The following is a 24,541-nucleotide window of genomic DNA, read 5'->3' as shown; positions in this document are numbered from 1 at the left end:
TGCCGGCGTCAGACGCCGAGCAGTTCGACTTCGAACACGAGCGTCGCGTTGGGCGGAATCACGCCGCCCGCGCCGCGCGAGCCGTAGCCGAGCTGCGGCGGGATCGTCAGGCGGCGCACGCCGCCCACCTTCATCCCTTGCACGCCTTCGTCCCAGCCCTTGATGACCATGCCGCCGCCGAGCACGAATGCGAACGGATCGTTGCGGTCCCTGCTCGAATCGAACTTCTGGCCGTCGGTGAGCCAGCCCGTGTAGTGCACGCTCACCGTCTGGCCCGCGCGCGCCTCGGCGCCCGCGCCTTCGGTCAGGTCTTCGTATTTGAGGCCCGATTCGGTGGTGACGACTGCCATGAATTGCTCCTGAAGGATCGAAATGATCCGCTATTGTAGGGGAGCCGCACGATCTCGACCGAATTTCCCGGCGGGCCGGCTTCGTGCAGGTTTCGCGGCCCGGCGCTTGCCGCGCGCCTGCGCGTTTGGAAGACCGCCACTAACTCGCGCCTTGCTTATCCACGGCTCCTCGCCATATTGTTTCAGTTATTAATGTAAAGGTCGGCGGCAGTTTTCGGCGCGCGATCCCCGGGCGGGCGTATCGACGGCGAATCGTTTGGGCGAGCGACCATACGATCGGCTTGCGCGCCGCCGCCGGCCCGGCAAATCGAAGATATGAGGAGACGTGGATGAATCGACCCGCGAAGTCGACGGACCCGGTGTTCGTCATGCCCGTGCGTCGCGACCTGCGCTTCAATCTGCCGGTCGAGCGCGCGACGAATTGGCACGGGCAGGGCTCGCAAGTCTCGCACTTCTTCAACGCGCTGTCGCTGCTGTTTCCGGCGGGCGAGCGCTTCTTCATGGATTCGGTGCGCAATTATCGCGACCGGATCGACGATCCCGTGCTGAAGCAACAGGTGCTCGGCTTCATCGGCCAGGAGGCGATGCACACGCGCGAGCACGTCGAGTACAACGAACTGATGCAGGCGAACCGGCTGCCGGCGCGCACGGTCGACAGGCGCGTATGGAAGGTGACGGGCTGGATGAAGAAGGTGCTGCCGCATTCGGTGCAGCTCGCGCATACGGTTGCGGCCGAGCACTATACGGCGATGCTGGCCAACTGGCTGCTGACCGAGCCCGCCGCGCTCGCCGGCTCGCACGAAGGCTACAGGCAGATGTGGCTGTGGCACGCGCTCGAGGAGACCGAGCACAAGGCGGTGTCGTTCGACGTCTGGAACATGGTGATGAAGCCGGGGCCGAAGCGCTACCTGATTCGCGTCGGCGTGTATTTGCTGACGACGATGACGTTCTGGCCGAACGTGTTCCTGATCCATTCGCAACTGATCCGCTGGGACCGGACGTCGGACAAGAGCGTGCGCGGCCTCTGGCGCGTGGTCTGTCTGTTGTACGGTCCGCGGCGGGGAATGTTTCCGGGGATCGCGCGCGAGTGGCTGAGCTTCTTCCGGCCGGGCTTCCATCCGTGGGACCACGACAATCGGCACCATCTCGCGCGCGTCGACGGCATCGTCGAGGCGACGCAGGCGCGCGCCGCGCAGACGCTGCCGCCCGTCGACCTCGACGGCGCCAAGCCGGCGTGAGCAAATGCCGGCGATTCGCCGTCGCCGCGAATTCGTGGGACCGTAGGCGGGGCGATTGCGCGAGAGACGGATAGAGAACCAGCACGGAAGGCGTGCGGGCGGAGGCAGGCAGCCGCCGCAGCGGCCGACAACGACCGGGACAACGCGGCCTGGACGACGGCCATTCAACTCAGACCCCATCAAACCCCAATCCGCAGCTTATTCGGTTCCGCCATCATTTTTCTTGCAAAGATCCCGAAATGGACTAATCTTGTTAGTAGATTCATTTCGAGACTAACCGCCATGTCCCGTCCCGCCCTGAAGCCGTTTCCGAATCCGCCGGCGGCGACAGTCGAGCAAATGTCGGCGGCCGGTCTGCGCGCGTTTTTCAATATCGCGCGCGACTGGGATCTGTCGACCGACGAGCAGCTTGTCCTGCTGGGCTCGCCCGGCCGTTCGACGTTCTTCAAATGGAAGGCGTCGCCGCAAACCGCGCGCCTCACGCATGATACGCTCGAGCGCCTGTCGCTCGTACTCGGCATCTACAAGGCGCTGCAGATCCTGCTGCCGCAGCCGGCCGCGGCGGATGCGTGGGTCAAGCGGCCGAACGACGCCGCGCCGTTCAACGGCCGGCGCGCGCTCGACCGGATGCTCGCGGGGAACGTCAGCGATCTCGTCGCGGTGCGGCAATATCTCGACGCGGCGCGAGGCGGATGGGCGTGAATTCTCCGGAACGGCAGACGAACTGGCCCACCGCGGCGCTCGACTGGACGCCCGCCTACCGCGTGATTCCCACGCGCTTTCCCGCGATCAACCTGTTCGACCGCGTCGCCTCGGCCGAGGATTTCGACGCGCTCTACGCACTCGAGGCGCTGACCAACGATCGCGTGCGGACCGAGGTCGGCATGCTCGAGCTCGTGCCGCCGCAAGAGCGGCGCTTCGGGCCCGGTTACGGGCCGATCATGGCGGCGTTCACGCACCTGAATCCGAACGGCAGCCGTTTCTCGGACGGCAGCTATGGCGTGTTCTATTGCGCCCGCGCGCGCAATACGGCGATCGCGGAGACGCGCTATCACACGTCGCTGTTCCTCGCCGCGACGAAGGAGCCGCCGATGCGCCAGCAGATGCGTCTCTACACGGTGGCCGCGCAGGGCGAGGTCGCCGACGTGCGCATGTGGCGCGAGCGCGATCCGGCGCTCCTCGATCTCGTCGACTACTCGGCCGGCCAGGCGTTCGGCCGCGTGGTGCGCGACGCGGGCGGCGCGGGCGTCGCGTATCCGTCGGTGCGGGACCCGGGCGGCGAATGTCTCGCCGCGTTCAGGACGACGTTGCTGCACGATTGCCGCCACGCGGCGTATCTCGAATACAACTGGAACGGCGCGGCGGTCGATGCGGTGTTCGAGCTGAATCAGGTCGGCTGAGCTCGCGCACGGCATGCGGTGTGGTTGCGTCGCGACGTCGAGGGCCGGCTCAGCCGCCGCGCGTCACGGCAGCGGCACGTCGGCGGCGCCCTGATGGCGCGCGGCCGCGACCGACATCGACCAGCTTTCGCCGCTCTTCGCATCGAGCAGCGTGAGCCGGCCCGACGGATCGAACGCGCCCGTGTCGACGAACGTCTGCGCGCCGATGCGCACGACGTCGTGCATCGGCGTATGGCCGCAGTAGGTGGTCGATAGACCGATCTGCCGCGCGGCCGGGTCGGTGCGCCCGTACGCAAGCTCGCGGCCCCACAGCAGCCGCGTGATCACGTCGGGCGCGTAGTCGCCGCGGTCGAGATCGGCGTCGCTGCCGAAGAATTCCGCGTGCAGCACGTTGAAGCGCTCGTCGCCTTCGCCGACGACGCGCACGAGCGGCAACTCGCGCAGCCGCCGGGCGTAGCGCTCGAGCGTCCCGGCGGGGAGGTCGGCCGCCCATTCGCCGCCGATGCGCTTCCACACGCTCATCGGCAGCTTGCCGTCCGCGACCGAGCAGAGCGCGTCCTCGTGATTGCCAAGCACGCAATGAAACCACGGGCGATCGAGCAGCGCGAGCGCTGCCTCCGACTGCGCGCCGCGGTCGACGAGGTCGCCGACCGAGAACAGCCGGTCGCGTGCCGGATCGAAGCGCACGGTGTGCAGCAGCGCGCGCAGCGGGTCGACGCAGCCGTGCAGATCGCCGACGACGAAATCGCGGCCGGCATGGTTCGCGGTATGGCGACGGATCAGGGGAGCGGTGTCCATTCGCCCATCTTAGGACACAGCCGCGCTTGGCGCAGCGGGAGAACATGACGATAATCGCTGCGACGCGCCGCTGCCGCGGCGCGGTTTTTACCGAGCCGCAGCAGCGGCGCTGTCTTTCACCCGACTTTCGATCGTTTCGACGAACAACCATGACGTTCTACCCGCAAGTGCTGCGCAATCGTCCGCGCATGATGATCGCGGCCGCTGCCGGCGTCGCGTTCGGCCTGCTGTTCCCGTATCCGCTGCGGCCGTTCGCGCGCGCATTGATCGGCTGGGATTGCACGATCTGGCTGTATCTCGCGCTGATGTGGGTGAGGATGGTGCGCGCGCATCATCGCAAGGTGCGCGAGATCGCGATGCGCGAGGACGAGAACGCGACGATCGTGTTGACCATCATCTGTTTTGCAACGGTCGCGAGCATCGCGGCGATCGTGCTCGAGCTCGTCAGCGTGAAGAGCGTCGGGTTCCGCTCCGGCCTCGGCCATTACGCGGTGACGGGCGCGACGATGTTCGGCGCATGGTTCCTGATTCCGACGATCTTCACGCTGCACTATGCGCGGCTCTACTATCTCTCGCCGACGCAGGCGCGCGCGATGGCGTTTCCCGATCGCGAGCTCGAGCCCGATTACTGGGATTTCCTCTACTTCTCGTTCACGATCGCGGTTGCGTCGCAGACGTCGGACGTATCGCTGCGCGGGCGATCGATCCGGCGCGCGGCGCTCGCACAATCGATCCTGTCGTTCTACTTCAACATGGCCGTGCTCGGGCTGTCGGTCAACGTCGCGGCCGGCTTGCTGAGCTGAGCCCGAATGCGCGGACGTTGCATGTCGCGCGTCAGCCGTCGCGTTCGCACGGGCGGAACGAGCCGGCGCGCGAGCCTCGAATATGCAGCCATTTCCTTGCATTTCACGGAGGCGCTGCCTAATATGCAGCCAGGAGGCTGCATATGAACACATCGACCGATCGTATCGAAAGGCGGATCGTGCTGAATGCGCCGCGCTCGCGGGTCTGGCGCGCGCTGACGAACGCCGACGAATTCGGCGCGTGGTTTCGCGTCGATCTGGCAGGGCAGGCGTTCGAAGCGGGGCGGCGCGTGGAAGGCCGCATCATGTACCCCGGCTATGAGCATCTGGTGTTGCAGATGTGGATCGAGCGGATCGAGCCGGAGCATCGTTTCTCGTATCGCTGGCATCCCGCCGCAGTCGATCCGGCCGTCGACTACTCGCAGGAGGCGCCGACGCTCGTCACATTCGAGCTTGCCGACGTCGAAGGCGGCACGTTGCTCACCGTCGTCGAATCGGGCTTCGACAAGCTGCCGATCGAGCGCCGCGCCGACGCATTCCGGATGAACAGCGGCGGCTGGGACGAGCAGATGACGAACATTGCCGCGCATGTCGACGCGCGCTGACGGCCGGCCGTCGCGCGCACCGCTCAAGCGTGCGCAGTTGCGCGATTGCGCGGCGGTGTTCGCTGCGCTCGGCGACGAAACTCGCCTGCGGATCGTCGCCGCGTTGTGCGCCGGCACGGCGCTGTCGATCGCGCAGATCACCGCAGGCACCGACATCACGCGCCAGTCGGTCACGCAGCATCTGCTGGTGCTCGCGCAAGCGGGGCTCGTGCGCGACGCGAAGGTCGGGCGCGAGCGGCTGTGGAGCTTCGATCCCGCGCGGATCGACGTCGCGCGCGCGGCGCTGGAGACGATCGGTCGACAGTGGGATCAGGCGCTGCTGCGGCTCAAGCAGGCCGTCGAAGGATGACGGCGGCATGGCCTCGCCGCCTTCGGACACGAATGGTCGGCTTCGTCGGCCGATAGGGGCGGTCGAACGAATGCCCGTCGTCGAGCAACGCGTCGCGCCGATGCCCACGTCACGACGCATGCTGCCGAATCCGCGCGGACGCTTCCGCGCAAGACATGCGAAGCGCGGCAGTGCGCACATGCTGTCCATTGCCGCCACACGGGAGCTTCGCCGCATATCGCATCGTCATCGTTCGTCGATTATTGGCCGGTGAAATAGAACGCTTTCGATTGCATCGCGAGCACAGCCGAAATGGCGGCCAACCAATCGGCGAATACGCCTGGTTCGCATCGATCTCCATTTCGACAGCTTTGGGCACGCGTAAAACGCAGCGCGACACGGCCTTTCATTCGTCGCAATGCGCACTTGGCGCGCGCAGTGGCTTCACGCCGGCCAATTGATTGAGTCGCCGAAAATGATTGTGCGACCAAAAATAAAAATCAATAAGCGCTTAAATATCTGCCTCGATGCTTATTCTCCAATTGCGATGAAATGGCATGCACATATTCCGGAAGTAATCTAAGTATTTCCGCAGGGAATTTCATCTAGCCTATCAACCATTGAATGCGGCGACGAACGACACGCATTCGATGCGACGCCGCGCACACGTGAATCCGCTCCTTGGGGGGAATCGACGGCACATCGGCGAGCGATTCGAAAAAAAGCAGCCAGCAGTCAGAGAGAAAGCAGCAAGCAGTGAAACGACGAGGGGCCGGTAGTCGTTGACGAACGAACGTGCAGCGCGAGCGCGCATGCCGTGTCGTTCCGCCGTCTGCCGGTGCGCAATGCCGCCTGAATCTCGAAGGTGCCCGTGAAGAGACATCGCAAAGAGGATTCAGCCAGATGGCCAGACACATCATTCAAGCAATCCAGTCTCATGCGTTCGCGACGCCGTACAAATGCGCGCTGTCCGATTCTCGCGGCGATCTCGGCTACGCCGATCTCGACCGTTTCAGCACTCGCTTCGCGTTGCGCCTGCAGGATCTGGGCTGCCGCCCCGGCGAGCGCATCGTGATGCTCGCGAGCCGCCGCGCGCTGCTCGTCGCGGCGATCGTCGGCGTGTTCAAGGCGGGCTGCGTGCACGTGCCGCTCGATCCGCGCATGCCGGCCGACCGCCTTCGCTACATCCTGCACGACGTCGCGCCGGCGCTCGTGATCGCCGACGAAGATCTGATCGACGCGATCGAGCACGCGCTGCCGTGCGCCGCGCCGATCGTGCCGCTGAGCGAGCTCGATCGGCTCCTCGCCGACGACGATTCGCCGCGGCTCGACGCGCTCGTGCAGCCGTTGCCGCTGCCGCGGCTCGACGAGAGCGCGATCGCGTACTGCATCTACACGTCGGGCTCGACCGGCCGCCCGAAGGGCGTGCTGATCAACCATCGCAGCATCGTGGACTTCTTCGAGGGGACGCGCTCCGTCTACGACGTCACGTCGCAATCGCGCTGCGCGAGCTTCTCGCCGCTGAATTTCGACGTGTACCTGATGGACATGCTGTTTCCGCTTGCGCAGGGCGCCTCGCTGTACGTGCACGACGACGTGAACGCGCCCGATCTGCTGTTCGACGCGATCCGCGCGCACGACGTCACGCACTTTTCCGCGTGGGGGATGATGCTCGGCCTGATCGCGCAGGCGGAAGAATTCGAATCCGCGCCGCTGCCGCATCTGAAGACGATCCTCACCGGCACCGACGTGCCCGACGTGAAGACGATCCAGCGCTGGCTCAGGAAGAACGCGGGCGTGCAGGTAATCAACGCATACGGTCCGACCGAGGCGACCTGCGCGGCGACCGCACACGTGATCCGGGAGATCGAGCCGGAGCGGCGCACGCTCTATCCGATCGGCAAGCCGCTCGAGCATGTGCGAGCGCTGCTCGTCGACGAAGGCGGCGGCCGAATCACGGCGCCGGGCGTGCCGGGCGAGTTGATGATCGGCGGCACGCAGGTGATGCAGGGCTACTGGAATCTGCCGGAGGAAACGGCGGCGCGGCTCGTGCGCCTCGACGGCGTGCCGTTCTACCGGACGGGCGACGTCTGCACGTATCTCGCCGACGGCAGCCTGTACTACATGGGCCGCAAGGACAACGAAGTGAAGATCGGCGGCTACCGGATTCATTTGAGCGAAATCCAGCGGGTCATCAACAGCGTGCCGCACGTGTACGGATCGGAGGTGGTGCTGCTCGAATCGCGCTACGGCGAGACGCTGCTCGCCGCCGGCGTGCTGTTCGATCGCGGCGCGTCGCTCGACGCCGGCCGCAAGGTCGACGAAATCAGGCAGCGCCTTGCGGCGGAACTGCCCGCCTACATGGTGCCCCGCCACGTCACGGTTCTCGAGCAGTTTCCGCAGTTGTCGTCGGGAAAGACGGATCGCAAAGCGCTTCTGTCGATATTGCAACACCGCATCAACGAAAGTAACCAGGAGGAAGTGAATTCATGAATACCGAAACGATGTTGATTCAGATTCTGGAGAGCGTGGTCGGCGTCAAGAAGGTGACGGGCGATACCCGTTTTCTGGACGTCGGCGGCAATTCGCTCAATCTCGTCGAAGTGCTCAAGCAGATCAAGGCGCAGACGGGCGTCGCGCCGTCGCCGAGGCTGTTTTTCGACAAGACGCGCTCGACGGTGGCGGCGTTGAGCGCCGAGATCGATACGCTGCGCGAAATGAGCAGCGCAGCGGCCCCGGTCGCGGGCTGATCCCGCAGGGCATTGCAAGGGCCGCGCAAGCGGCGGCCGCGACAAGCGGATTTTTCAGGACATGGCTCTTTACGCCATATTTAGGAGAACTGATATGCAAAAGCGTTTTTACCTGTCGGAAGCCGAGAAGAAATTCTTCTACGAGAACGGCTACGCCGGCCCTTTCACGCTGTACGAACCGGAGGAGATGACCCGCGTCTGGGAAGAAGTGCGGATGGACCTGCTCGACACGGCGAAGGCGGCGTTCCCGGACAGCAAGCTCAACTACGACCGCCATCTCGACATGCTCTCGCTGAACCAGATCATCAGCCATCCGAAGATCGTCGACCGGATCTCGAGCATCCTCGGGCCGGACGTGCTGAGCTGGCGCACCGAGTGGTTCCCGAAATACCCGGGGGACGAAGGCACCGACTGGCACCAGGCCCAGAGCTTCGTCGAGTTCGAAGGCACCGAGAAGCTCGAGCCGACGGCGGAGGAAGAAGGGCGGCCGTGGGAACTGACCGCCTGGATCGCGATGAGCGAGGCGACCAAGGAGAACGGCTGCCTGAAGCTGATGCCCGGCAGCCATCGCACCTGGTACTTCGACGAGAAGCGCAACATCCCGTTCGAGCCGGAGAACTTCAACAAGCGCGTGCTCGACGACGGCCAGAAATCGGGCTTCTACGGCTACGACTACGAAAAGCTGAAGCTCGACCCGAGCTGGAAGCCGGACGAGTCGCGCGCGGTGCACATGGAGGTGAAGCCGGGCCAGTTCTTCATCTTCACGTCGCGCTGCATGCACGGCTCGAACCCGAACACGAGCAAGGACTCGGTGCGCTTCGGCTGGGCGACGCGCTTCGTGCCGACGCACGTGAAGGTCTACGCGGGGCAGGACTCGTTCCACCACTTCGGCGAAGTGCTGCCGCTCGAGCGCTACTCGACGGTGCTGGTGGCGGGCGAGGACCGTTACGGCCATAACCGTGTGACGAAGCCGCTTGCCGCCGTCGCGGCGGTCGCGTAAGCGATGGACGGCGCCGACATGAATGCACGCGAGGCCCGCTGGTTCCTGTTCGGCGCCGACGAACGGAAACCCGATGCGCGAATCCGGCTGTTCTGCTTTCACTACGCGGGCAGCGGCGGCTCGATCTTCCGGCACTGGGAGGAGGCGCTGCCGGACGACGTCGAGCTCGTCGCGGTGCAGATGCCCGGCCGCGAGAATCGCCTGAACGAGCCGCTGCTGTACGCGATGGACGACGTCGCGTCCCCGCTCGTCGATGCGCTCGCTCCGCTGCTCGACCGCCCGTTCGCGTTCTTCGGGCACAGCACGGGCGCGCTGATCGGTTTCGAGGTTGCGCGGGTGCTGCGCGCGCGCGGTTATCCGCAGCCGCGCTTGCTGATCGCGTCCGCGCAGAACGCGCCCGACGTGAAGCCGGAAGTGATTCGGCATCGATTGTCGGACGCGGAGTTCGTCGAAGTGCTGCGCGGCTGCAACGGCACGCCCGACGCGATTCTGCAGGACCCGGCGCTGCTCGAGCTGCTGCTGCCGCGGATACGCGCGGACGGCGCGGTGTTCGAGACGTATCGGTATGAGCGGCAGGCGCCGCTCGATTGCCGGATCGTCGTCTTCCACGGCGCCGCCGACGGTCTCGTGCACGACGCGGGTCTCGCCCGCTGGGCGGGCGAGACGCAGCACAGCTTCGCTCGGTACCGGTTTGCCGGCGACCACTTCTTCATCCACGACGAAGAGGCGTCGGTGCTCGACCACATCAACCGCGAGCTCGAGCCGCTCCTGAGCGACGCGAGCTCCACTCTAATCGGATGACAGACAAATGGCGCAGTGGAATTCAGATGACGAGCTGTTCGCGCTGATGCGCGCCGAGCTCTCTACCTGCCCCGTCAGCGACGTGATGGAACTGCTCGGGTTCGCCTACCCGATGCTGCCGCCGGAGATCCGGCCGTTGCGGCGGGACATGGTGATGATCGGCCGCGCGATGCCGGTGCAGGACGAGCCGCCCGTGCCGCACGGCGGCCTCAAGCGCTACGACGCGAAACCGTTCGGATTGCTGTTCGAATCGGTCGAGGCGCTGCGCCCCGGTGAGGTCTACATCGCGGGCGGCGGCCCGACGGCGGTTGCGCGGCTCGGCGACCTGCTCGTCACGCGCGCGCGCAATCTCGGTGCGGCAGGCGTCGTGCTCAACGCGCACGTCCGCGACGCGAACACGATCCTCGATCTGAATCTGCCGGCATTCGCGCACGGCACGTACGCATACGGGCTGCAGGGCCGCCACAACGTCGTCGACTATCGCTGCTCGATCACCGTCGGCCACGTGCGGATTCGTCCGGGCGATCTGATTTTCGGCGACGGCGACGGCGTCTGCGTGATTCCACGCGAAGCCGAGCAGGAGGTGATCACGCGTGCGATCGCGAAGAACCGGCTCGAGCGCAAGGTTCGCGGCGCGATCGCCGAGGGGCGCAGTGTCGTCGATGCATTCAACCAATACAACGTCATGTGAGGAGCGCAACAACGATGAAAGCGAGCTACGTATGGAAGAACGGCGAACTGGTGCCGTGGGAGCGTGCGCAGGTGCATGTGATGAGCCATGCGCTGCATTACGGGACGAGCGTGTTCGAGGGCGTGCGTGCGTACGAGATCGGTGACAAGGCGGCGATCCTCTGCGGCCGCGAGCACTTCGAGCGCCTGCTGTTCAGTTGCAAGGTCGCGCGGATTCCGTCGCCGATGAGCGTCGGGCAGTGGATGGAAGCGACGGTCGAGACGCTGCGCGCGAACGGCCAGCGCAGCGCGTACATCCGGCCGCTCGTCTATCGCGGCGCGGGCGAGTCGCTCGGGCTCGACGCACGTCAATGTCCGGCCGAGGCGCTGCTCATCACCACGCCGTGGGGCGCGTATCTCGGCGACGAGGCGTTGCAGCAGGGCGTCGACGTGCAGGTCAGCAGTTGGCGCCGCAACGGCGCGGGGGCGGCTAGCACGCTCGCGAAGATCGGCGGCCAGTACGTCAACGGCCAGGCGATCGTGATGGAGGCGCATGAGAACGGGATGAGCGAAGGCATCGCGCTCGATACGAACGGCTTTGTCAGCGAAGGCAGCGGCGAGAACGTGTTTCTCGTCCACAAGAACGAGATCTTCACGCCGTCGATCGGCAGCAGCATCCTGAGCGGCATCACGCGCAACTGCGTGATCCGGATCGCGCGCGACCTCGGCTACACCGTGACGGAAACGAGCATCCCGCGCGAAATGCTCTATCTTGCCGACGAAATCTTCTTCACGGGCACCGCAGTCGAGATCTGCCCGGTGCGCTCGGTCGATCGGATGCCGGTCGGCAGCGGCAAGCGCGGCCCCGTGACGAAGGCGATCCAGGATCAGTACTTCGGTGTCGTGCGCGGCACGCACGCGGACAAGTGGAACTGGCTCACGCCCGTGCCGGTGCCGTCGCGCGACGGAGCACGGGCATGAGCGCGCGCGAAGCCGCAGTCGATTCGCCGTGGCTGATCGTTCACGAAGCGCAAAACGCGCGCATGCGGCTCTTCTGCTTCCACTATGCGGGCGCGACCGCGTCGATCTTCCGGAGCTGGCCGGGCGGCTTGCCGGATTGGGTCGAAGTCGTCGCGGTGCAATTGCCCGGCCGCGAGTATCGGCTCGGCGAGCCGCTGATCGAGCAAGCGGAGCCGGTCGTCGAGGCGCTCGCGGACATCGTGCCGCCGCTGCTCGATCTGCCGTATGCGTTCTTCGGCCACAGCATGGGCGCGCTGATCGCCTTCGATCTCGCGCACCTGCTGCGCGCACGCGGCTTCGCGCAGCCTTTGCTGTTCGTCGCGTCGGGCCGCAGCGCGCCGCGCTTCAGGTGGCGGGACGCGGGCATTCAGACGCTGCCCGACGATGCGTTCATCGCCGCGGTGCGCGATTACAACGGCACGCCCGATGCGCTGATCGCCGATCCCGCGCTGCGCGATCTCTGGCTGCCGCGGCTGCGCGCGGACCTGACGATTTCGGCGACGTACCGCTACGTCGAGTCGACGCCGCTCGATTGTCCGATGCTGGTGCTGCACGGCTCGAACGACGGTCTCGTGAGCGACGCCGGGCTGTCAGGCTGGCTCGCGGAAACGCTCGGGGCCGTGCGCTATGTCGGATTTTCCGGCGGCCATTTCTTTATGCACGCAGAGGAAAGCGGCGTGCTCGCCGAAGTCGGCCGCGAGCTGGAGCGCGTGCTCGCGCGCGCCGCGCGGAACGGGCCGAACGGCATGCGCGAGCCGGCGGCGCGCATGGGTCATTTGACGCAGGAGAGCGGAACATGAAGAACAAGTCATCGCGCACGCGGGTGGCGATCCTCGGGTCGGGCAGCATCGGGCTCGACCTGATGTTCAAAGTCAAGGCATCCGAACAATTCGATCTGAAATTCGTCGTCGGACGCCATGCGAACAGCGAGGGGCTGAAGCTCGCACGTAGCTGCAACGTCGAGACGTCGAGCGACGGCCTCGACTTCCTGAAGGCGCACGAGGATGCGTATGACCTCGTGTTCGACGCGACGTCGGCCGCAGCGCACAAGGTCAACAACCGCTTCTTCTCCGACGCGGGCAAGTTCGTGATCGATCTGACGCCTGCGAAGCTCGGCCGCCTGTGCGTGCCGTGCATCAATCTGGACGACATCGGCGCCGAGCAGAACGTGAACCTGATCACCTGCGGCGGGCAGGCGAGCCTGCCGCTCGCGTATGCGCTGAAGCAGGCGGTCGACGAGATCGAATACCTGGAGGTGGTGTCGGCGATCGCGTCGCGCAGCGCCGGCATCGCGACGCGCGAGAACATCGACGAATACATGACGACGACCGAGTACGCGCTCGCGAAGTTCAGCGGTGCGAAGAAGACGAAGGCGATCCTCAACATCAATCCGGCCGAGCCCGGCGTGCGGATGCAGACGACGCTCTATGCGTACGCGCGCTATCGCGATTTCGACCGCGTGCGCGCGTGCGTCGCCGACATGGTCGAGAAGGTCCGCGAATACGTGCCCGGCTACCGGCTCGTCGTCGAGCCGATCGAGAGCCAGGGAAGGATCACGATCAGCCTCACCGTGCGCGGGCGCGGAGACTATCTGCCCGAGTACGCGGGCAATCTCGACATCATCAATTGCGCGGCGCTCGCGGTCGCCTCGCATCGGCACGCAACCGCCAGACTAGGAGCCACACAATGATACTGATCAGCGATGCGACCTTGCGCGACGGCAACCACGCGATTCGTCACCAACTGAGCGCCGCGCAGATACATGCCTATGCGCGCGCGGCCGACGAAGCCGGCATCGACATCGTCGAAGTCGGCCACGGCAACGGCCTCGGCGGCTCGTCGTGCCTGCTCGGGCAGACGCCGATCGGCGATCGCGTGATGCTCGAGACCGCGCGCGCCGCGCTGGGTACGAGCCGGCTCGGCGTGCATTTCATCCCGGGGCTCGGCAAGGCGGCGGACATCGCGCTCGCGCTCGAGATCGGCGTCGACGTCGTGCGCGTCGCGACGCATTGCACCGAGGCGAACGTGTCCGCGCGCTTCATCGAGCAGACGCGCTCGGCCGGCCGCACGGCGTTCGGCGTGCTGATGATGTCGCACATGGCGCCGCCCGACGTGCTGCTCGCGCAGGCGAAGCTGATGGAGCGCTATGGCGCGCAGGCGGTGGTGCTGATGGACAGCGCCGGCTATTCGACGCCGTCGCTCGTGCGCGCGAAGGTCGAGCGTCTTGTCGACGGTCTTGACATCGACGTCGGCTTTCATGCGCACAACAACCTCGGTCTCGCGGTTGCGAACAGCCTTGTCGCGCTCGAAGCGGGGGCGCGCATCGTCGATGCATGCGTGAAAGGCTTCGGCGCCGGGGCGGGCAATACGCAGCTCGAAACGCTCGTCGCCGCGATGGAGCGCGAAGGGCACGACACGCGCACGACGTTCGAGCGCGTGATGGCGCTCGCGCGCGGCACCGAGGCGTTTCTCAATCCGAAGACGCCGCACATTCAGCCGGCGAACATCGCGAGCGGGCTGTACGGCCTCTTCTCCGGCTATGTGCCGCACATCCAGAAAGCCGCGCAGGAATTCGGCGTCAACGAATTCGAGCTGTACAAGCGGCTTGCGGAGCGCAAGCTCGTCGCCGGACAGGAGGACATCATCATCGAAGAGGCGAGCCGTCTCGCACGCGAACGGGACGTGCAGCGCGCGACCGGCGGCGAGCGGGTTCGCGAGCTGTCCGCGTGAGCGCGGACGCGCGTCACATGATCGAGCGAGGGGGAAATCGTGACCGGTTTGAATGAACGAGGTTTCGGCGCATGGAATCGGGTCGAGCGCGAGACGCTGACCGAGCGGATCGAGCGGCAAGTCGTCTCGGGCGAGGCGCTGACGATGGCGAAGCTGTACCTGAAGAAAGGCGCGTTCGTCGGGACGCATTCGCATCCGAACGAGCAGTTCACCTACATCCTCGAGGGGCGCCTGCTGTTCCGTTATGGCGAACATCTCGAGCACGAGGCCGAGGTCGGGCCCGGCGAGATCCTGCATCTTCCGGCGAACGTGCCGCACAACGCGCTGTGTCTCGAAGACGCAGTCGATCTCGACGTGTTCACGCCGGTGCGGGCGGACTGGCTCGCGCCCGGCGGAAATCGCTATTTCGCCGGCACGTCGGCCGCGGCTTCGCCCGCGCCTTCGGCGAGCCGATGACGACTCTCAACCGAAGCCGACGAACCGAGGAGGCGCCGTGCTCATTCAGGATGCGTTGCTCAAGATGTCGTTCTACGTGTCGCTCGTGCTGATCGTGCCGGGGCCGACGAACACGCTGCTGCTGTCGTCGGGCCTGAAGGTCGGCCTGCGCGGCACCTGGCACCTCGTGATCGCAGAGGCCCTGGGCTATGTCGTCGCGATCTCGCTATGGGGATTCTTCCTGCTCTCCGTGGCGGCGAGCCGGCCCTGGCTCTTCAGCACGATCAAGCTGTTGAGCGCCGCGTACATCCTGTGGCTCGCGGTCAAGATGTGGACGAAGAGCCGCGCGCTGCACGAACTGTCCGCGGGGCCGATCAGTTTCGGCGATCTGTTCGTCGCAACGCTGATGAACCCGAAGGCGCTGCTGTTCGCGAGCACGATGTTCCCGCTCGAGGCGTTTCGCTCGCTCAGCTACTTTGGATGGGCGGTCGTCGTGTTCCTGATCGTGCTCGCGCCGATCGGCGTCGGCTGGTCGAGCCTAGGCGGGCTGCTGACGTCGCAGCGTTCGTTGGCTGCGCATACGTCGACGTTCATGCGTTGCGCGTCGCTCGTGCTCGCGACATTTTCGGGGTCGCTCGCGTACTCGGTGTTGGGGCACTGAATCCCTCGCGGGCCGAATGCCCGCGAGCGGCCACCGACGATGGAGCGCACGGGCGGGCGCTGCGCCGCGCAGATTCGGAGCGGTAGCCTGGCGCCAGAAAACCGGACGGCTTCGCCTTGTTCGCGCTCGTCCTGATGTGGCCGCTGTTCGTCCTCTTGTCGATCGACGTGAACAACTGATGGACAGCATGCTCCTCCAGCTTCAGCGCCTCGGCGGCGTGGCGCGCATTGCCGCCCCTGCCCGAAAGTGACGGGGCGTGCGGACGGCTGCGGTCGGCCGGATGTTTTCAGCGGCCTGTCCGCTGCCGCGAACGCCGGGCGTGCACCGCGGCAATCCATGAACCCGGCGTGATGCCGTAAGTGCTCTTGAAGTGTCGCGACATGTGGCTCTGGTCGGAAAAGCCGGCATCGGCGGACGCGGTCGACAGCGATTCGCCTTCCATCAACTGCCGACGCACGAGATTGAGCTGCCGTTGCGTGCGAAAGCGGCTCGGGCTCGTGCCGAACAGCTTGCGGAACTGGCGAGCGATCGTCCAGCGGTCGAGTCCAGAGACGTGCTCGAGCGTGTCCATCGAGATCGGCTCGTGCGGACGGGACGCGATGATATCGCGTATGCGCGTCAATTTGGTCACGGCGAGCGCACCGGTCTTGTGTGCGTCGCTTGTCGCGGCGGCGGCCGTCAGCAGGTTCGCGACGGCGACTGCGATCTCGATGCGGGACAGGGTGTCGATTTCTTCGTCCAGCTTCCAGATGCCGGCCGCGAGCCCTTCGGCGACGGCAGGCGTCTCGACGACCGGCGAGCGGACGAACGGAAGCATGCGGCCGCCGAGGGCTTCCTGGACGAGCGCGGGGTCCACATAGACGATCCGGTAGCCGAAGCCTTCGTCGGTTCCCGCGCAGCCGTCGTGCAGTTCGTCCGGATGCAGGATATGACACTGACCCGGCAGGCAGTGGTGGGTTGCGCCGAGATAGCGGAAGGTTTGCACGCCCGAGAGCGTGATGCCGATCGCGTATGTGTCGTGACGATGGAGCGAGAACGCGTGATCGAGGAAGTGGACCTCCACGCGCTCGATGCCCGCGGCGCCGAATCCGATCCGAATATGGTTCCCGCAGGGAACGGTGTCGCATTCACGATCGTTCAAGACAGCCTCCGTGATGCTTCCATAAGCTACCTGTTCAAAACAGAAAATGGCGCATTGGAGCTTCGATGGTAAACCAAGTCGAGCTTGTTCCGGATGCGTTGCGCTTTCTTTCGGCTCGGCTCGTTGCGGTGGCCGTGGCGATGCGCGCGTTTCATCAGGTGCGTCGGGTGCTCAAAGAGGCCTGGGGGTCTCGTTGTCGGCGCGATCGCCGTATTGCTTCTCGCATCGACGAGAGTGGCGGCATTCGTGATATCGATGCCGAATGGAGCGAGGATGGGCAACGGGAGCATTGGCGCCGCGTCAAGCGGCCTATCAATGGCGGTGGGCCCGTCGCGCGGGCTATTTACAGACGTCGACCCACTCGGCCTCGACCAGTTCGGCCAGCCGGACCGGATCGATGCGCAGCGCGGCGTGCGTCGAGCCGGCGGCCGGCACGACGAAGTCGTACGATTTCAACATCACGTCGCAATAAACGGGCAGCGGAGTCGAGAGACCGAACGGACACACTCCGCCCACCGGATGGCCGGTGACGGCGACCGTTTCCTCCGCGGAGAGCATTTTTGCCTTGCCGCCCAGCGCGGCCTTGACTTTCTGGTTGTCGAGACGGGAATCGCCGCAGGATACGAGCAGCAAATGGGTGTCGCCGACCTTCATCGCGAGCGTCTTGGCGATCTGCGCCGGCTTGATGTCCCAGGCCGCCGACAGCGTCATCGTGGAGCTGCTTTCGTCCAAGGGAACGACGTCGATGTCCGGCGCCTTTTCCGCCAGAAACTGGCGAACCGATTCAACACTCACGTTCTTGGCCCTCCATTCGGCCGGTTTGCCTGTCTTCGCATGGTCGGCGAGCGCAAAGGCAACTCGACGACCGTCACTACCGCGTCGTTGATGAACCCGCGGAGCAGACAGGCTAGCGCATGTGGCGCGCGATGTATTGAACGATTGTGCAGCGAGCGGCCGTGGCGGTCATTCGCGGAGCGGATCAAGACGGGCAAGCGGCGGAAACGTTGGGCGGGCGGGCGCAACGCGCCCCGCCCTCGGGCCGAGCGTTCATGCATCGCACGGCGCGCGAAAACGAAGCCGACGCCGCATCTCGGGCCGCCGGCATGCCCGCGCTCACGCGCCGCGCGTCGCGATCCACGCGCCCCAGAACAGGCTCGCAAAAAAACGCACCGGCTCGCGGAACCCGGCGGCGTCGAGCAGCGCATGCACGGCGTCCTCGGACGCGGGCGGATCGGCGCCGCGCAGGATCGTCGCAAGCTTCTGCGCGACTTCGTCGGGCGGCGCCCCATGCATCCGCCAGCGCTGTGCCCACGCGCCCAGCAGGCGCGGATGCTCGGCGTAGCGACGATGGTTGCACGCAACGACGAGCGGCGCGCCGGGCTTCAGGCGTCGCGCGATCGAGCCGAGCAGCGCGGCCTTCGCGTCGTCGCCGGGCAGGTGGTGCAGCACGCCGATCAGCGTCGCGCCGTCGAAGCGGGCGTGGGCGGGCAGGTCGTCCACGTAGCCGTGATGCAGGTGCACGCGCGCGTCGAGAGCGGCCGCCGCGACGTTCGCGCGGGCGAGGTCGAGCATCGGCTGTGACGGATCGATCGCGGTGAAGCGCCAGCCGGGCTCGAGGCCCGCGAGCGCGACGATTTCGCGCGCGGTGCCGCCCGCGCCCGCGACGAGGATCTGCGCGGCGCCCGCTTCCGAGGCGACCGACGATGCGAGCATGCATGCGGCGAGATCGTGGCACGCGTCATAGCCCGCGAGCGCAATGCGGCTTTGCTCCGCGTATTCGGCGGCGCGCGACGGGTCGAATTTGGCTGCGCCGGATGGCGTGGACATGGCGGTCGGACTCCTGAAGAATCGCGCGCCGGGATCGCGCGCGAAACCGCAGCGTAGGCGTCGGCGCGGCGCGCAACAAGACGAGTGGCGATCATGGTATCGCCGCTACCGGCTATTTTCAGGGTCGCTTCACGTTTAAAACCCCGCGCCGATACTCGCATCGCGGCATGAATCGGCGCATACTGATTGCTCCCTCTTCGTCGGGCCACGCGTGTCATGCATGCGCGCCGCAAGCGGCGCATCGTCATGCCTCTGAACGCCGGAGGAGCGCATCATGTCCGAATGTCCTCACGATCCGTATGCGCATCACTATTCGCATTGCCTGCCGTTCGGCGCCCAACCCTGCGGCGCCGCCGGCGCGACGACGCGCACCCACTTTCACTTCCGCGTCTGGGCGCCCGCGCATGCGAGCGCGGTGCTCGTGCTCGACATCGCGGGCGGCCCCCTCGAACTGCCGATGGCGCCCGCGGGAGACGGCTGGTTCGAGACGTTCGCCGATTGCGGCGCGCACGCGCGCTACCGGTATCGGCTCGACGATGCGCTGACGATTCCCGATCCTGCGTCGCGCTCGCAGCCGGAAGGTGTCGACGGGCCGAGCGAAGTGGTCGATCCGCGCGCGTTCACGTGGCGCCATACGTTCTGGCGCGGCCGGCCGTGGGAGGAGATCGCGCTCTACGCGATCCAGCCCGGCGCGGCGGGCGGCTACGACGGCATCCGCGAGCGCTTGCCGCAACTGGCGCAGCTCGGCGTCACCGCGCTCGAATTGCTCGCGGCGCCGCAGGCGCGCGACGACAGCCTGCCGTTCGCGCCGATTGCCGCATACGGCGGCACGGACGCGCTGAAGCGCCTGATCGACGAAGCGCACGGCTTCGGCCTCGCGGTGCTGCTCGATCTCGACTACGCGCGCTTCGGCTGCGGCACCGACGAGATGCGGCGCTACGCGCAACCGTTCTTCCACACCCGCGACGATCCGCTGCAGGCGCCGCCGCTCGCGCTCGATCATCCGCAGGTCTGCGATTTCTTCTGCGACAACGCGCTGTACTGGCTCGAAGAATATCGATGCGACGGATTGCGGATTCGCGAGGCGGACCGCATCGACAGCGTATGGCTGTGCGAGATTGCCGACCGCGTGCACGCAGCGCTGCCGACCGACCGGATCGTGCACCTCGTGCTCGGCAGCGAGCGGCACCCGTCGCACCTTGCCGATACGCATTTCGACGCGCAATGGAACGGCTGCGGCGAGCGCGCACTGTACCGGCTGACGGGGCGCCGCGATCGCGCGCAAGGCGACGGCGTGTCGACGCATCAGTCGATTCACGCGCTCGCGCGCGCGTTGACCGCGGACGGCGCGGTGTTCCAGCGCGCGCATCCGATCGGCGACGGCGGGATGGCCGACGTCGGCTTGCCGCTGACGTCGCTCGTGCTGTCCGACGGCGTCTTGCGCGACGCGCGCGAGGCGGACCTCGCGGCGCTCGCGCTGTCGCTGCTGACGCCGCAGATTCCGCTGATCTTCGATGAAGCCGCGGGCGACGCGTCGCGGCGCCATTTCCTGCAATCGGCGCTCGCGGTGCGCGCGAAGCTGATTGCGCCGCGTCTCGTCGACGTGCGGCCGCGCAGCGCCGAGATGCTGCGCACGATCGACGGCGTCGAAGCCGATGCGCTCGTCGCCGCGTGGCGGCTCGGCGACGGCGAGACGCTCAGCATCGCGCTGAACCTGTCGCCGCAAGCGCTGCCGTTCCGTGGCGCGCCGGAAGGGACGGTCGTGTTCGAGACGCCGGCGCGCGCGCGGGATCGCGTCGACGCGGGCGAGTTGCCGCCGTATGCGCTCGTCGCGTGGCTGACGGGCGACGTCAATCAATACGCGCTGACGCACGACGTGCGTCGTTATGCGGATGTCGCGCCGCGCTCGTTGGGCGGCGTTTGAGCGGGGGAAGTCATTCGGCGGGCGTCGCGCCGACGGGCGGCGTCCGTTCCGCTTCGCTTTGTTCGATCGGGATGCCTGACGAAATGCCGGGCGAGGGCCGTTTGACGAAGACGGCGGAAAACGGCGTGACGCGACGACGGGCGCGTTGCGCCCATCATCGCATCGTTTCCTGCCAGAATCCGCGAATGCTTGCGATGCCGTGCGCGTGATGCGCGCGCGCCGTCGCCAGATGCGCGCGCGTCATGCCGCCCAGCGCGTAGACGGGCACGCGCGTTTGCGCCGCGCATTCGGCGAAGCGCGCCCAGCCGAGCGTTGGCGCGCCCGGATGCGTGAGGGTCGGCAGGACGGGCGACAGCGTCGCGAGATCCGCGCCGATGCGCTGCGCGTGCAGCAGCTCGTCGAGCGAGTGGCACGCGGCCGACAGCAGGCAGTCCGAAGCAAGCGGGCGCACGGCCGCGGCGCGCAATGCCGCGCTGCCGAAGTGCACGCCGCTCGCGCCGAGCGCGAGCGCGGTCTCCGCGCCGATCGGTCCGTTGACGATCATGCGCGCGCTTCGCGCGCGGCAACGCGCGATCGCTTCGGCGGCGAGCGCCGCGTAGGCGGGCGCGTCGAGCGTTTTCACGCGGAGCTGGACGAGCGTGAGCCCCGTCGCGAGCGTGGCCGACAGCCGGTCGAGAAACGCCGCGAGATCCGCGTCGGAGCCCGAGTCCGGCTCCGGCGTGATCAGGTAGTACGGCGGCAGGGCGAGCGGGCCGGTCATGTCGTCATCCTGATCGATCGCCGTCCGGTACGCACGCTCACTCGTCCGCCTCCTTGAACGCCTTCGGATACACGCGCACGAGCACGATCCGCGGCCCGATCATCTTCTTCACGACGACGTCGAAGCGCTCGAACGACACGCGCTGGCCTTCCGTCGGCAGATCGTTGAGCGCCTGAATGACGAGGCCGCCGACCGATTCCGCGCGGCCTTCGTCGATGTCGATCCCGAGCGCCTGCTCGAGCGACACGACAGGCAGGCTGCCCTTGCCGATCAGCGTGCCGTCGTCGAGGCGGCTCCAGTCCGAATCGCCCTGCCGGAATTCGTCGTGGATCTGGCCGACGAGCGCGCCGAGCAGGTTGTCGAGCGTCAGGAAGCCGATCGGCTTCTCGCCCTTCTTGCCGACGAGCGCGAAGTGCGGCGCGCCCTTGCGGAAGCGCCGGAACAGATCGAGCGCTGGCGTGTCCGGCTTCACGTACTGCACCGGGCGCACGTAGTCGGACAGGTCGGCGAGCGCCGCGCCCGCGTGCCGCGCGAGCAGCAGATCCTTCAGATGGATGAGGCCGTTCACGGTTTCGCGCGTCTTGTCGTCGAAGAGGGGGTAGCGGCTGAAGCGGTGGCGCGCGACGACTTCCATGTTGTCCGCGAGCGGCACGTCGCGGCGCAGGCCGACCATCTCGTGCGCGGGCCGCATCAGGTCCGATACGGTCATCGACGAAAAATCGAGCGAATGCGCGAGCGTGTTCCATTCGTCGCTGCTGTATGCGTTCTTCGGCGTTTTCGCGGCGTCGGCCGCGTTGCGGCGGCTGCGCAGGATCAGCTTCAGTTCGTCGGTCGAGTAGTGCGCGTCGCCGCCATGATCGGCGGACAGCCCCGCGAGCCGCAGCACCGCGTTCGCGCTCGTGTTGAGCACCCAGATCGCCGGATACATCGTCCAGTAGAACGCATAGAGCGGGAGTGCGACCCACAGGCCCGTCTTCTCGGCCTGGCGGATCGCCATCGATTTCGGCGCGAGCTCGCCGACGACGATGTGCAGGAACGAGATCACCGAGAACGCGAACACGAGCGAAATCAGATGCACGAGCTTTTCCGACTCGACGCCCGCGAACGCGAGGACGGGCGACAGCAGCGCGGCGAACGCCGGCTCGCCGATCCAGCCGAGGCCGAGCGACGCGAGCGTGATGCCGAGCTGGCAGGCGGACAGATACGCATCGAGCCGCGAATGGACGATCCGCAGGATACGTCCGCGCAGGCCGTGCTGGCGGGCGAGGGTCTTGACGCGCGTCGCGCGCAGTTTGACGAGACCGAATTCGGCGGCGACGAAAAAGCCGTTGAGGGCCACGAGGAGCAACGCGCCGACGAGCGCGAAGATCTGTATCAACGAAGGGACTCCGGAAATGAACGAAGCGACAGTATAAGGTTGGAAAGGAAGGCGTAATGTTTTGCGGCGGTTTTGCGGCGGTTTTGCGGCGCGATGCGCGCGGCCGATTACGCGCGCGCGGCGGGAATCGTCAGCGCGAGCGTTGCGCGCGCGCCGTCCGCGAGTGGGTTCGGGTCTTGCGCGAACGCGCCGCCGTGCGCGCGCGCGACGCGCTGCGCGAGCGCGAACACCGACGCAGGACGTTCGCCGTGGCGCTCGGCGAGCGCGTCGCGCCGCGCGAACGTTTCGAACGCGTGCGGCAGCGCCGCGTCGGTCAGCGCCGACGGCTGCGCGCGGAACGTCACGGTCAGGCGCGTCGCGTCCGCCGATTCGACGCAGTCCAGCGCGACGTCGCCGCCCGGCGCGCTCGCCTCGATCGCGAACGTCAGCATCGACCACAGCGCTTGCGCGACGCGCTCGCGGTCGCAATCGAGCGACGCGGGCCGCGCGTGCGACGCGACCGTCACCGCGGTGCCGCGCGCGTCGCCGAGCGCGATGCGTGCGAGCGCCGCGCATTCGTCGGCGAGCGCGTCGAGCGCGACGTCGGCGCGCGCGATCGGCAGCGTGCGCGTCTCGGCGCGCGGTGCGTCGACGACCGCCTCCAGCAACTTCGTCTGCTGCTCGATGCCGGTCCGGACCCCGTCGAGCGCGCGCGCGAGGCTCTCGTCGCTCGCCGCGAGCCGGCGCTCGAGCACGTAGGCCCAGCTATGCATCGCGTTGAGCGGGCTGCGCAGATCGTGCGACGCGATCGACAGCGCGTGGTCGCGGACGAACAGCGCCACCTCGGCTGCATAGCGCGCGGCGCGTTCGCGCAGCAGCGCGGCGGCCGGATCGGCGGCGGACGGAATCACAGTGTTTCCCTTGTGTGAAATCGTGATGACGGTCGAATCGACATTATAGGGACCGGACAGGCGCGTGGCGTCCGGCGCGCGTCAGGCGGGAAGCGCGTCGTTGTCGTCCGCGCGCCTCGCGTGGCCCGGCAGCAACTGGCAGACGAGGAGCCCGGCGAGCATCAGCGCGCAGCCCGCGAGCGCGCGCAGCGACAGCGTCTCGCCGAGCGCGGCCCAGCCGGCGATCGCGGCGAACACGCCTTCCATGCTGAAGATCACGGCCGCGTGCGCGGGGGCGGCGTCGCGTTGCGCGACGACCTGCAGCGTGTAGCCGACGCCGACCGACAGCAGCCCGCCGTACAGCAGCGTCGGCAGCGCGCGCACGAGCGTCGCGCGGTCGAGGGGCTCGGTCGCGAGCCCGAGCGCGAGACACAGCGCGCCGCAGACGACGAACTGCATGAACGACAGCGCGAGCGGGTCGTGCCGGCGCACGAGGTGCCCGACCGCGATCACGTGGACCGCGATCACGATCGCGCCCGCGAGCTGGAACCAGTCGCCGTACAGCATCGAGAAGTGCTCGTCGACGCTGAGGAAATACAGGCCGATCGCCGCGAGCAGCGCGCCGAGCCACGTGCCGGCGCCCGTGCGATGCCGGAAGAACACGCCGATGATCGGCACGAGCACCACGTAGAGCGAGCTGATGAAGCCCGCGTTCGCGATCTTCGTGTATTGCAGCCCGATCTGCTGCAGCGAGATCGACACCGCGAGCAGCCCGCCCAGCGCGAGCCCCGGCAGCAGCAGCGTCCGGTCGCGCGCGACGGCCGCGCAATGCGCGCGCGCTGCGCCGTTCAGGCGCAGCAGCGGCACGAGCACCGCCGCGCCGAGCAGGAAGCGCAGCCCGGTGAACAGGAATGGGCCGATCACGGCGAGGCTCAGCCGCTGCGCGACGAACGCCGATCCCCAGATCGCGGCGGCGGTGAGCATCAGCAGATTGGCGCGAAGGTGCTTGCGGGCGTCGTGTTTCATGCGGCGGAAGAGCGGGCGAAAGCCGTGC

28 protein-coding genes and 1 pseudogene are annotated in these 24,541 nt (G+C 67.0%); 19 read left to right on the top strand and 10 right to left on the bottom strand.

The genetic code is table 11. The annotated features are described in order from the left end of the window. Window positions 1–8: 8 nt before the first annotated feature. Window positions 9–350: an FKBP-type peptidyl-prolyl cis-trans isomerase gene (locus tag WS92_RS01045; protein WP_006027944.1), complete on the bottom strand. Its 342-nt coding sequence runs from the start codon at window positions 348–350 to the stop codon at window positions 9–11. A 329-nt stretch (window positions 351–679) separates the two neighbouring features. On the opposite strand from WS92_RS01045, the gene WS92_RS01040 reads away from it, so the two are divergent. The 3 genes from WS92_RS01040 to WS92_RS01030 all read left to right on the top strand — a co-directional run bounded on the left by WS92_RS01040 (window position 680) and on the right by WS92_RS01030 (window position 2,988). Then, window positions 680–1,588 carry a metal-dependent hydrolase gene (locus tag WS92_RS01040; protein ID WP_015603570.1) on the top strand — a complete coding sequence of 303 codons (909 nt, stop codon included), beginning with the start codon at window positions 680–682 and terminating at the stop codon, window positions 1,586–1,588. A gap of 282 nt (window positions 1,589–1,870) precedes the next feature. Further along, window positions 1,871–2,290: an MbcA/ParS/Xre antitoxin family protein gene (locus WS92_RS01035; RefSeq protein WP_006027942.1), complete on the top strand. Its 420-nt coding sequence runs from the start codon at window positions 1,871–1,873 to the stop codon at window positions 2,288–2,290. Continuing rightward, window positions 2,281–2,988: an RES family NAD+ phosphorylase gene (locus WS92_RS01030; protein ID WP_059928897.1), complete on the top strand. Its 708-nt coding sequence runs from the start codon at window positions 2,281–2,283 to the stop codon at window positions 2,986–2,988. Before WS92_RS01035 ends, WS92_RS01030 begins: the two co-directional genes overlap by 10 nt. 63 nt (window positions 2,989–3,051) lie before the next feature. On the opposite strand, the gene WS92_RS01025 is transcribed toward WS92_RS01030, so the two are convergent. Beyond that, window positions 3,052–3,786, bottom strand: coding sequence for a metallophosphoesterase (locus WS92_RS01025; protein WP_006027940.1), 735 nt, complete (start codon window positions 3,784–3,786; stop codon window positions 3,052–3,054). A gap of 149 nt (window positions 3,787–3,935) precedes the next feature. Between WS92_RS01025 and WS92_RS01020 the strand changes: the two genes are divergently transcribed. From WS92_RS01020 to WS92_RS00955, 15 genes are all read left to right on the top strand, one after another. After that, entirely contained in the window at window positions 3,936–4,589 is a 654-nt protein-coding gene (locus tag WS92_RS01020) for a DUF1345 domain-containing protein (protein ID WP_059928894.1), read from the top strand. Window positions 4,590–4,732: 143 nt separating this feature from the next. Beyond that, on the top strand, window positions 4,733–5,194 hold the full coding sequence (locus WS92_RS01015; RefSeq protein WP_059928891.1) for an SRPBCC family protein: 462 nt from the start codon (window positions 4,733–4,735) through the stop codon (window positions 5,192–5,194). Beyond that, window positions 5,178–5,543 carry an ArsR/SmtB family transcription factor gene (locus WS92_RS01010; protein ID WP_006027937.1) on the top strand — a complete coding sequence of 122 codons (366 nt, stop codon included), beginning with the start codon at window positions 5,178–5,180 and terminating at the stop codon, window positions 5,541–5,543. The genes WS92_RS01015 and WS92_RS01010 overlap by 17 nt, the downstream gene beginning before the upstream one ends. Window positions 5,544–5,698: 155 nt before the next feature. Continuing rightward, entirely contained in the window at window positions 5,699–5,983 is a 285-nt protein-coding gene (locus WS92_RS35480; protein WP_171845176.1) for a hypothetical protein, read from the top strand. 442 nt (window positions 5,984–6,425) lie between these two features. Then, complete coding sequence (locus tag WS92_RS01005; RefSeq protein ID WP_006027935.1) at window positions 6,426–8,015, top strand: amino acid adenylation domain-containing protein; 1,590 nt, start codon at window positions 6,426–6,428, stop codon at window positions 8,013–8,015. Then, the gene (locus WS92_RS01000; RefSeq protein ID WP_006027934.1) at window positions 8,012–8,272 is read left to right on the top strand and encodes an acyl carrier protein; all 261 of its coding nucleotides are present in this window, start codon (window positions 8,012–8,014) and stop codon (window positions 8,270–8,272) included. Before WS92_RS01005 ends, WS92_RS01000 begins: the two co-directional genes overlap by 4 nt. Window positions 8,273–8,366: 94 nt before the next feature. Next, a complete protein-coding gene (locus WS92_RS00995; protein WP_059928888.1) occupies window positions 8,367–9,272 on the top strand; it encodes a chlorinating enzyme in 906 nt (301 codons plus the stop codon). Window positions 9,273–9,275: 3 nt separating this feature from the next. Further along, window positions 9,276–10,073, top strand: a complete 798-nt coding sequence (locus tag WS92_RS00990; RefSeq protein WP_041862027.1) for a thioesterase II family protein — start codon at window positions 9,276–9,278, stop codon at window positions 10,071–10,073. Window positions 10,074–10,080: 7 nt separating this feature from the next. After that, window positions 10,081–10,764 (top strand): RraA family protein, encoded by a 684-nt coding sequence (locus WS92_RS00985; protein ID WP_006027931.1) that lies wholly within the window; start codon window positions 10,081–10,083, stop codon window positions 10,762–10,764. A gap of 14 nt (window positions 10,765–10,778) precedes the next feature. Beyond that, window positions 10,779–11,723 carry a branched-chain amino acid transaminase gene (locus WS92_RS00980; protein ID WP_059928885.1) on the top strand — a complete coding sequence of 315 codons (945 nt, stop codon included), beginning with the start codon at window positions 10,779–10,781 and terminating at the stop codon, window positions 11,721–11,723. Further along, the gene (locus WS92_RS00975) at window positions 11,720–12,562 is read left to right on the top strand and encodes a thioesterase II family protein (protein ID WP_006027929.1); all 843 of its coding nucleotides are present in this window, start codon (window positions 11,720–11,722) and stop codon (window positions 12,560–12,562) included. The genes WS92_RS00980 and WS92_RS00975 overlap by 4 nt, the downstream gene beginning before the upstream one ends. Further along, the gene (locus WS92_RS00970) at window positions 12,559–13,452 is read left to right on the top strand and encodes an acetaldehyde dehydrogenase (acetylating) (protein ID WP_009915723.1); all 894 of its coding nucleotides are present in this window, start codon (window positions 12,559–12,561) and stop codon (window positions 13,450–13,452) included. The genes WS92_RS00975 and WS92_RS00970 overlap by 4 nt, the downstream gene beginning before the upstream one ends. Continuing rightward, window positions 13,449–14,492 (top strand): 4-hydroxy-2-oxovalerate aldolase, encoded by a 1,044-nt coding sequence (gene dmpG, locus WS92_RS00965; protein ID WP_015602779.1) that lies wholly within the window; start codon window positions 13,449–13,451, stop codon window positions 14,490–14,492. The genes WS92_RS00970 and dmpG overlap by 4 nt, the downstream gene beginning before the upstream one ends. 48 nt (window positions 14,493–14,540) lie before the next feature. Then, a complete protein-coding gene (locus tag WS92_RS00960) occupies window positions 14,541–14,948 on the top strand; it encodes a cupin domain-containing protein (RefSeq protein WP_006027926.1) in 408 nt (135 codons plus the stop codon). A gap of 37 nt (window positions 14,949–14,985) precedes the next feature. After that, window positions 14,986–15,588 carry a LysE family translocator gene (locus WS92_RS00955; RefSeq protein WP_006027925.1) on the top strand — a complete coding sequence of 201 codons (603 nt, stop codon included), beginning with the start codon at window positions 14,986–14,988 and terminating at the stop codon, window positions 15,586–15,588. A 73-nt stretch (window positions 15,589–15,661) separates the two neighbouring features. Here WS92_RS00955 and WS92_RS36210 read toward each other — a convergent pair. The 4 genes and pseudogenes from WS92_RS36210 to WS92_RS00940 all read right to left on the bottom strand — a co-directional run. Next, window positions 15,662–15,835, bottom strand: a pseudogene (locus tag WS92_RS36210) (transcriptional regulator); the annotation flags it as partial. Window positions 15,836–15,874: 39 nt separating this feature from the next. Continuing rightward, window positions 15,875–16,729 (bottom strand): AraC family transcriptional regulator, encoded by an 855-nt coding sequence (locus tag WS92_RS00950; RefSeq protein WP_059928882.1) that lies wholly within the window; start codon window positions 16,727–16,729, stop codon window positions 15,875–15,877. 339 nt (window positions 16,730–17,068) lie between these two features. Then, window positions 17,069–17,524 (bottom strand): YbaK/EbsC family protein, encoded by a 456-nt coding sequence (locus WS92_RS00945; RefSeq protein ID WP_006027923.1) that lies wholly within the window; start codon window positions 17,522–17,524, stop codon window positions 17,069–17,071. 318 nt (window positions 17,525–17,842) lie between these two features. Then, complete coding sequence (locus WS92_RS00940) at window positions 17,843–18,556, bottom strand: class I SAM-dependent methyltransferase (RefSeq protein ID WP_015603557.1); 714 nt, start codon at window positions 18,554–18,556, stop codon at window positions 17,843–17,845. A 274-nt stretch (window positions 18,557–18,830) separates the two neighbouring features. Between WS92_RS00940 and WS92_RS00935 the strand changes: the two genes are divergently transcribed. After that, a complete protein-coding gene (locus tag WS92_RS00935; protein WP_015603241.1) occupies window positions 18,831–20,480 on the top strand; it encodes a DUF3459 domain-containing protein in 1,650 nt (549 codons plus the stop codon). A 154-nt stretch (window positions 20,481–20,634) separates the two neighbouring features. Here the strand turns inward: WS92_RS00935 and WS92_RS00930 are convergent, their stop codons facing one another. From WS92_RS00930 to WS92_RS00915, 4 genes are all read right to left on the bottom strand, one after another. Further along, window positions 20,635–21,240, bottom strand: a complete 606-nt coding sequence (locus WS92_RS00930; protein ID WP_006027920.1) for a thiamine phosphate synthase — start codon at window positions 21,238–21,240, stop codon at window positions 20,635–20,637. Between the two features lie 37 nt (window positions 21,241–21,277). Then, the gene (locus WS92_RS00925; protein WP_006027919.1) at window positions 21,278–22,618 is read right to left on the bottom strand and encodes a hemolysin family protein; all 1,341 of its coding nucleotides are present in this window, start codon (window positions 22,616–22,618) and stop codon (window positions 21,278–21,280) included. Window positions 22,619–22,725: 107 nt separating this feature from the next. After that, on the bottom strand, window positions 22,726–23,508 hold the full coding sequence (locus tag WS92_RS00920) for a sensor histidine kinase (protein WP_059928879.1): 783 nt from the start codon (window positions 23,506–23,508) through the stop codon (window positions 22,726–22,728). A gap of 81 nt (window positions 23,509–23,589) precedes the next feature. Further along, on the bottom strand, window positions 23,590–24,513 hold the full coding sequence (locus WS92_RS00915; protein WP_015603218.1) for a DMT family transporter: 924 nt from the start codon (window positions 24,511–24,513) through the stop codon (window positions 23,590–23,592). Between the last annotated feature and the right edge of the window lie 28 nt (window positions 24,514–24,541).

It is taken from the genome of Burkholderia sp. MSMB1588, from assembly GCF_001546925.1.
Taxonomy (GTDB): Bacteria; Pseudomonadota; Gammaproteobacteria; order Burkholderiales; family Burkholderiaceae; genus Burkholderia; species Burkholderia humptydooensis.
This window is presented reverse-complemented; position numbering and strand designations above follow the sequence as displayed.

Bases quoted from the DNA above. Each gene is read 5' to 3' on its own strand.
- WS92_RS01045 (WP_006027944.1), bottom strand. From the start codon at position 350: ATGGCAGTCGTCACCACCGAATCGGGCCTCAAATACGAAGACCTGACC.
- WS92_RS01040 (WP_015603570.1), top strand. From the start codon at position 680: ATGAATCGACCCGCGAAGTCGACGGACCCGGTGTTCGTCATGCCCGTG.
- WS92_RS01035 (WP_006027942.1), top strand. From the start codon at position 1,871: ATGTCCCGTCCCGCCCTGAAGCCGTTTCCGAATCCGCCGGCGGCGACA.
- WS92_RS01030 (WP_059928897.1), top strand. From the start codon at position 2,281: ATGGGCGTGAATTCTCCGGAACGGCAGACGAACTGGCCCACCGCGGCG.
- WS92_RS01025 (WP_006027940.1), bottom strand. From the start codon at position 3,786: ATGGACACCGCTCCCCTGATCCGTCGCCATACCGCGAACCATGCCGGC.
- WS92_RS01020 (WP_059928894.1), top strand. From the start codon at position 3,936: ATGACGTTCTACCCGCAAGTGCTGCGCAATCGTCCGCGCATGATGATC.
- WS92_RS01015 (WP_059928891.1), top strand. From the start codon at position 4,733: ATGAACACATCGACCGATCGTATCGAAAGGCGGATCGTGCTGAATGCG.
- WS92_RS01010 (WP_006027937.1), top strand. From the start codon at position 5,178: ATGTCGACGCGCGCTGACGGCCGGCCGTCGCGCGCACCGCTCAAGCGT.
- WS92_RS35480 (WP_171845176.1), top strand. From the start codon at position 5,699: ATGCGAAGCGCGGCAGTGCGCACATGCTGTCCATTGCCGCCACACGGG.
- WS92_RS01005 (WP_006027935.1), top strand. From the start codon at position 6,426: ATGGCCAGACACATCATTCAAGCAATCCAGTCTCATGCGTTCGCGACG.
- WS92_RS01000 (WP_006027934.1), top strand. From the start codon at position 8,012: ATGAATACCGAAACGATGTTGATTCAGATTCTGGAGAGCGTGGTCGGC.
- WS92_RS00995 (WP_059928888.1), top strand. From the start codon at position 8,367: ATGCAAAAGCGTTTTTACCTGTCGGAAGCCGAGAAGAAATTCTTCTAC.
- WS92_RS00990 (WP_041862027.1), top strand. From the start codon at position 9,276: ATGGACGGCGCCGACATGAATGCACGCGAGGCCCGCTGGTTCCTGTTC.
- WS92_RS00985 (WP_006027931.1), top strand. From the start codon at position 10,081: ATGGCGCAGTGGAATTCAGATGACGAGCTGTTCGCGCTGATGCGCGCC.
- WS92_RS00980 (WP_059928885.1), top strand. From the start codon at position 10,779: ATGAAAGCGAGCTACGTATGGAAGAACGGCGAACTGGTGCCGTGGGAG.
- WS92_RS00975 (WP_006027929.1), top strand. From the start codon at position 11,720: ATGAGCGCGCGCGAAGCCGCAGTCGATTCGCCGTGGCTGATCGTTCAC.
- WS92_RS00970 (WP_009915723.1), top strand. From the start codon at position 12,559: ATGAAGAACAAGTCATCGCGCACGCGGGTGGCGATCCTCGGGTCGGGC.
- dmpG (WP_015602779.1), top strand. From the start codon at position 13,449: ATGATACTGATCAGCGATGCGACCTTGCGCGACGGCAACCACGCGATT.
- WS92_RS00940 (WP_015603557.1), bottom strand. From the start codon at position 18,556: ATGTCCACGCCATCCGGCGCAGCCAAATTCGACCCGTCGCGCGCCGCC.
- WS92_RS00935 (WP_015603241.1), top strand. From the start codon at position 18,831: ATGTCCGAATGTCCTCACGATCCGTATGCGCATCACTATTCGCATTGC.
- WS92_RS00930 (WP_006027920.1), bottom strand. From the start codon at position 21,240: ATGACCGGCCCGCTCGCCCTGCCGCCGTACTACCTGATCACGCCGGAG.
- WS92_RS00915 (WP_015603218.1), bottom strand. From the start codon at position 24,513: ATGAAACACGACGCCCGCAAGCACCTTCGCGCCAATCTGCTGATGCTC.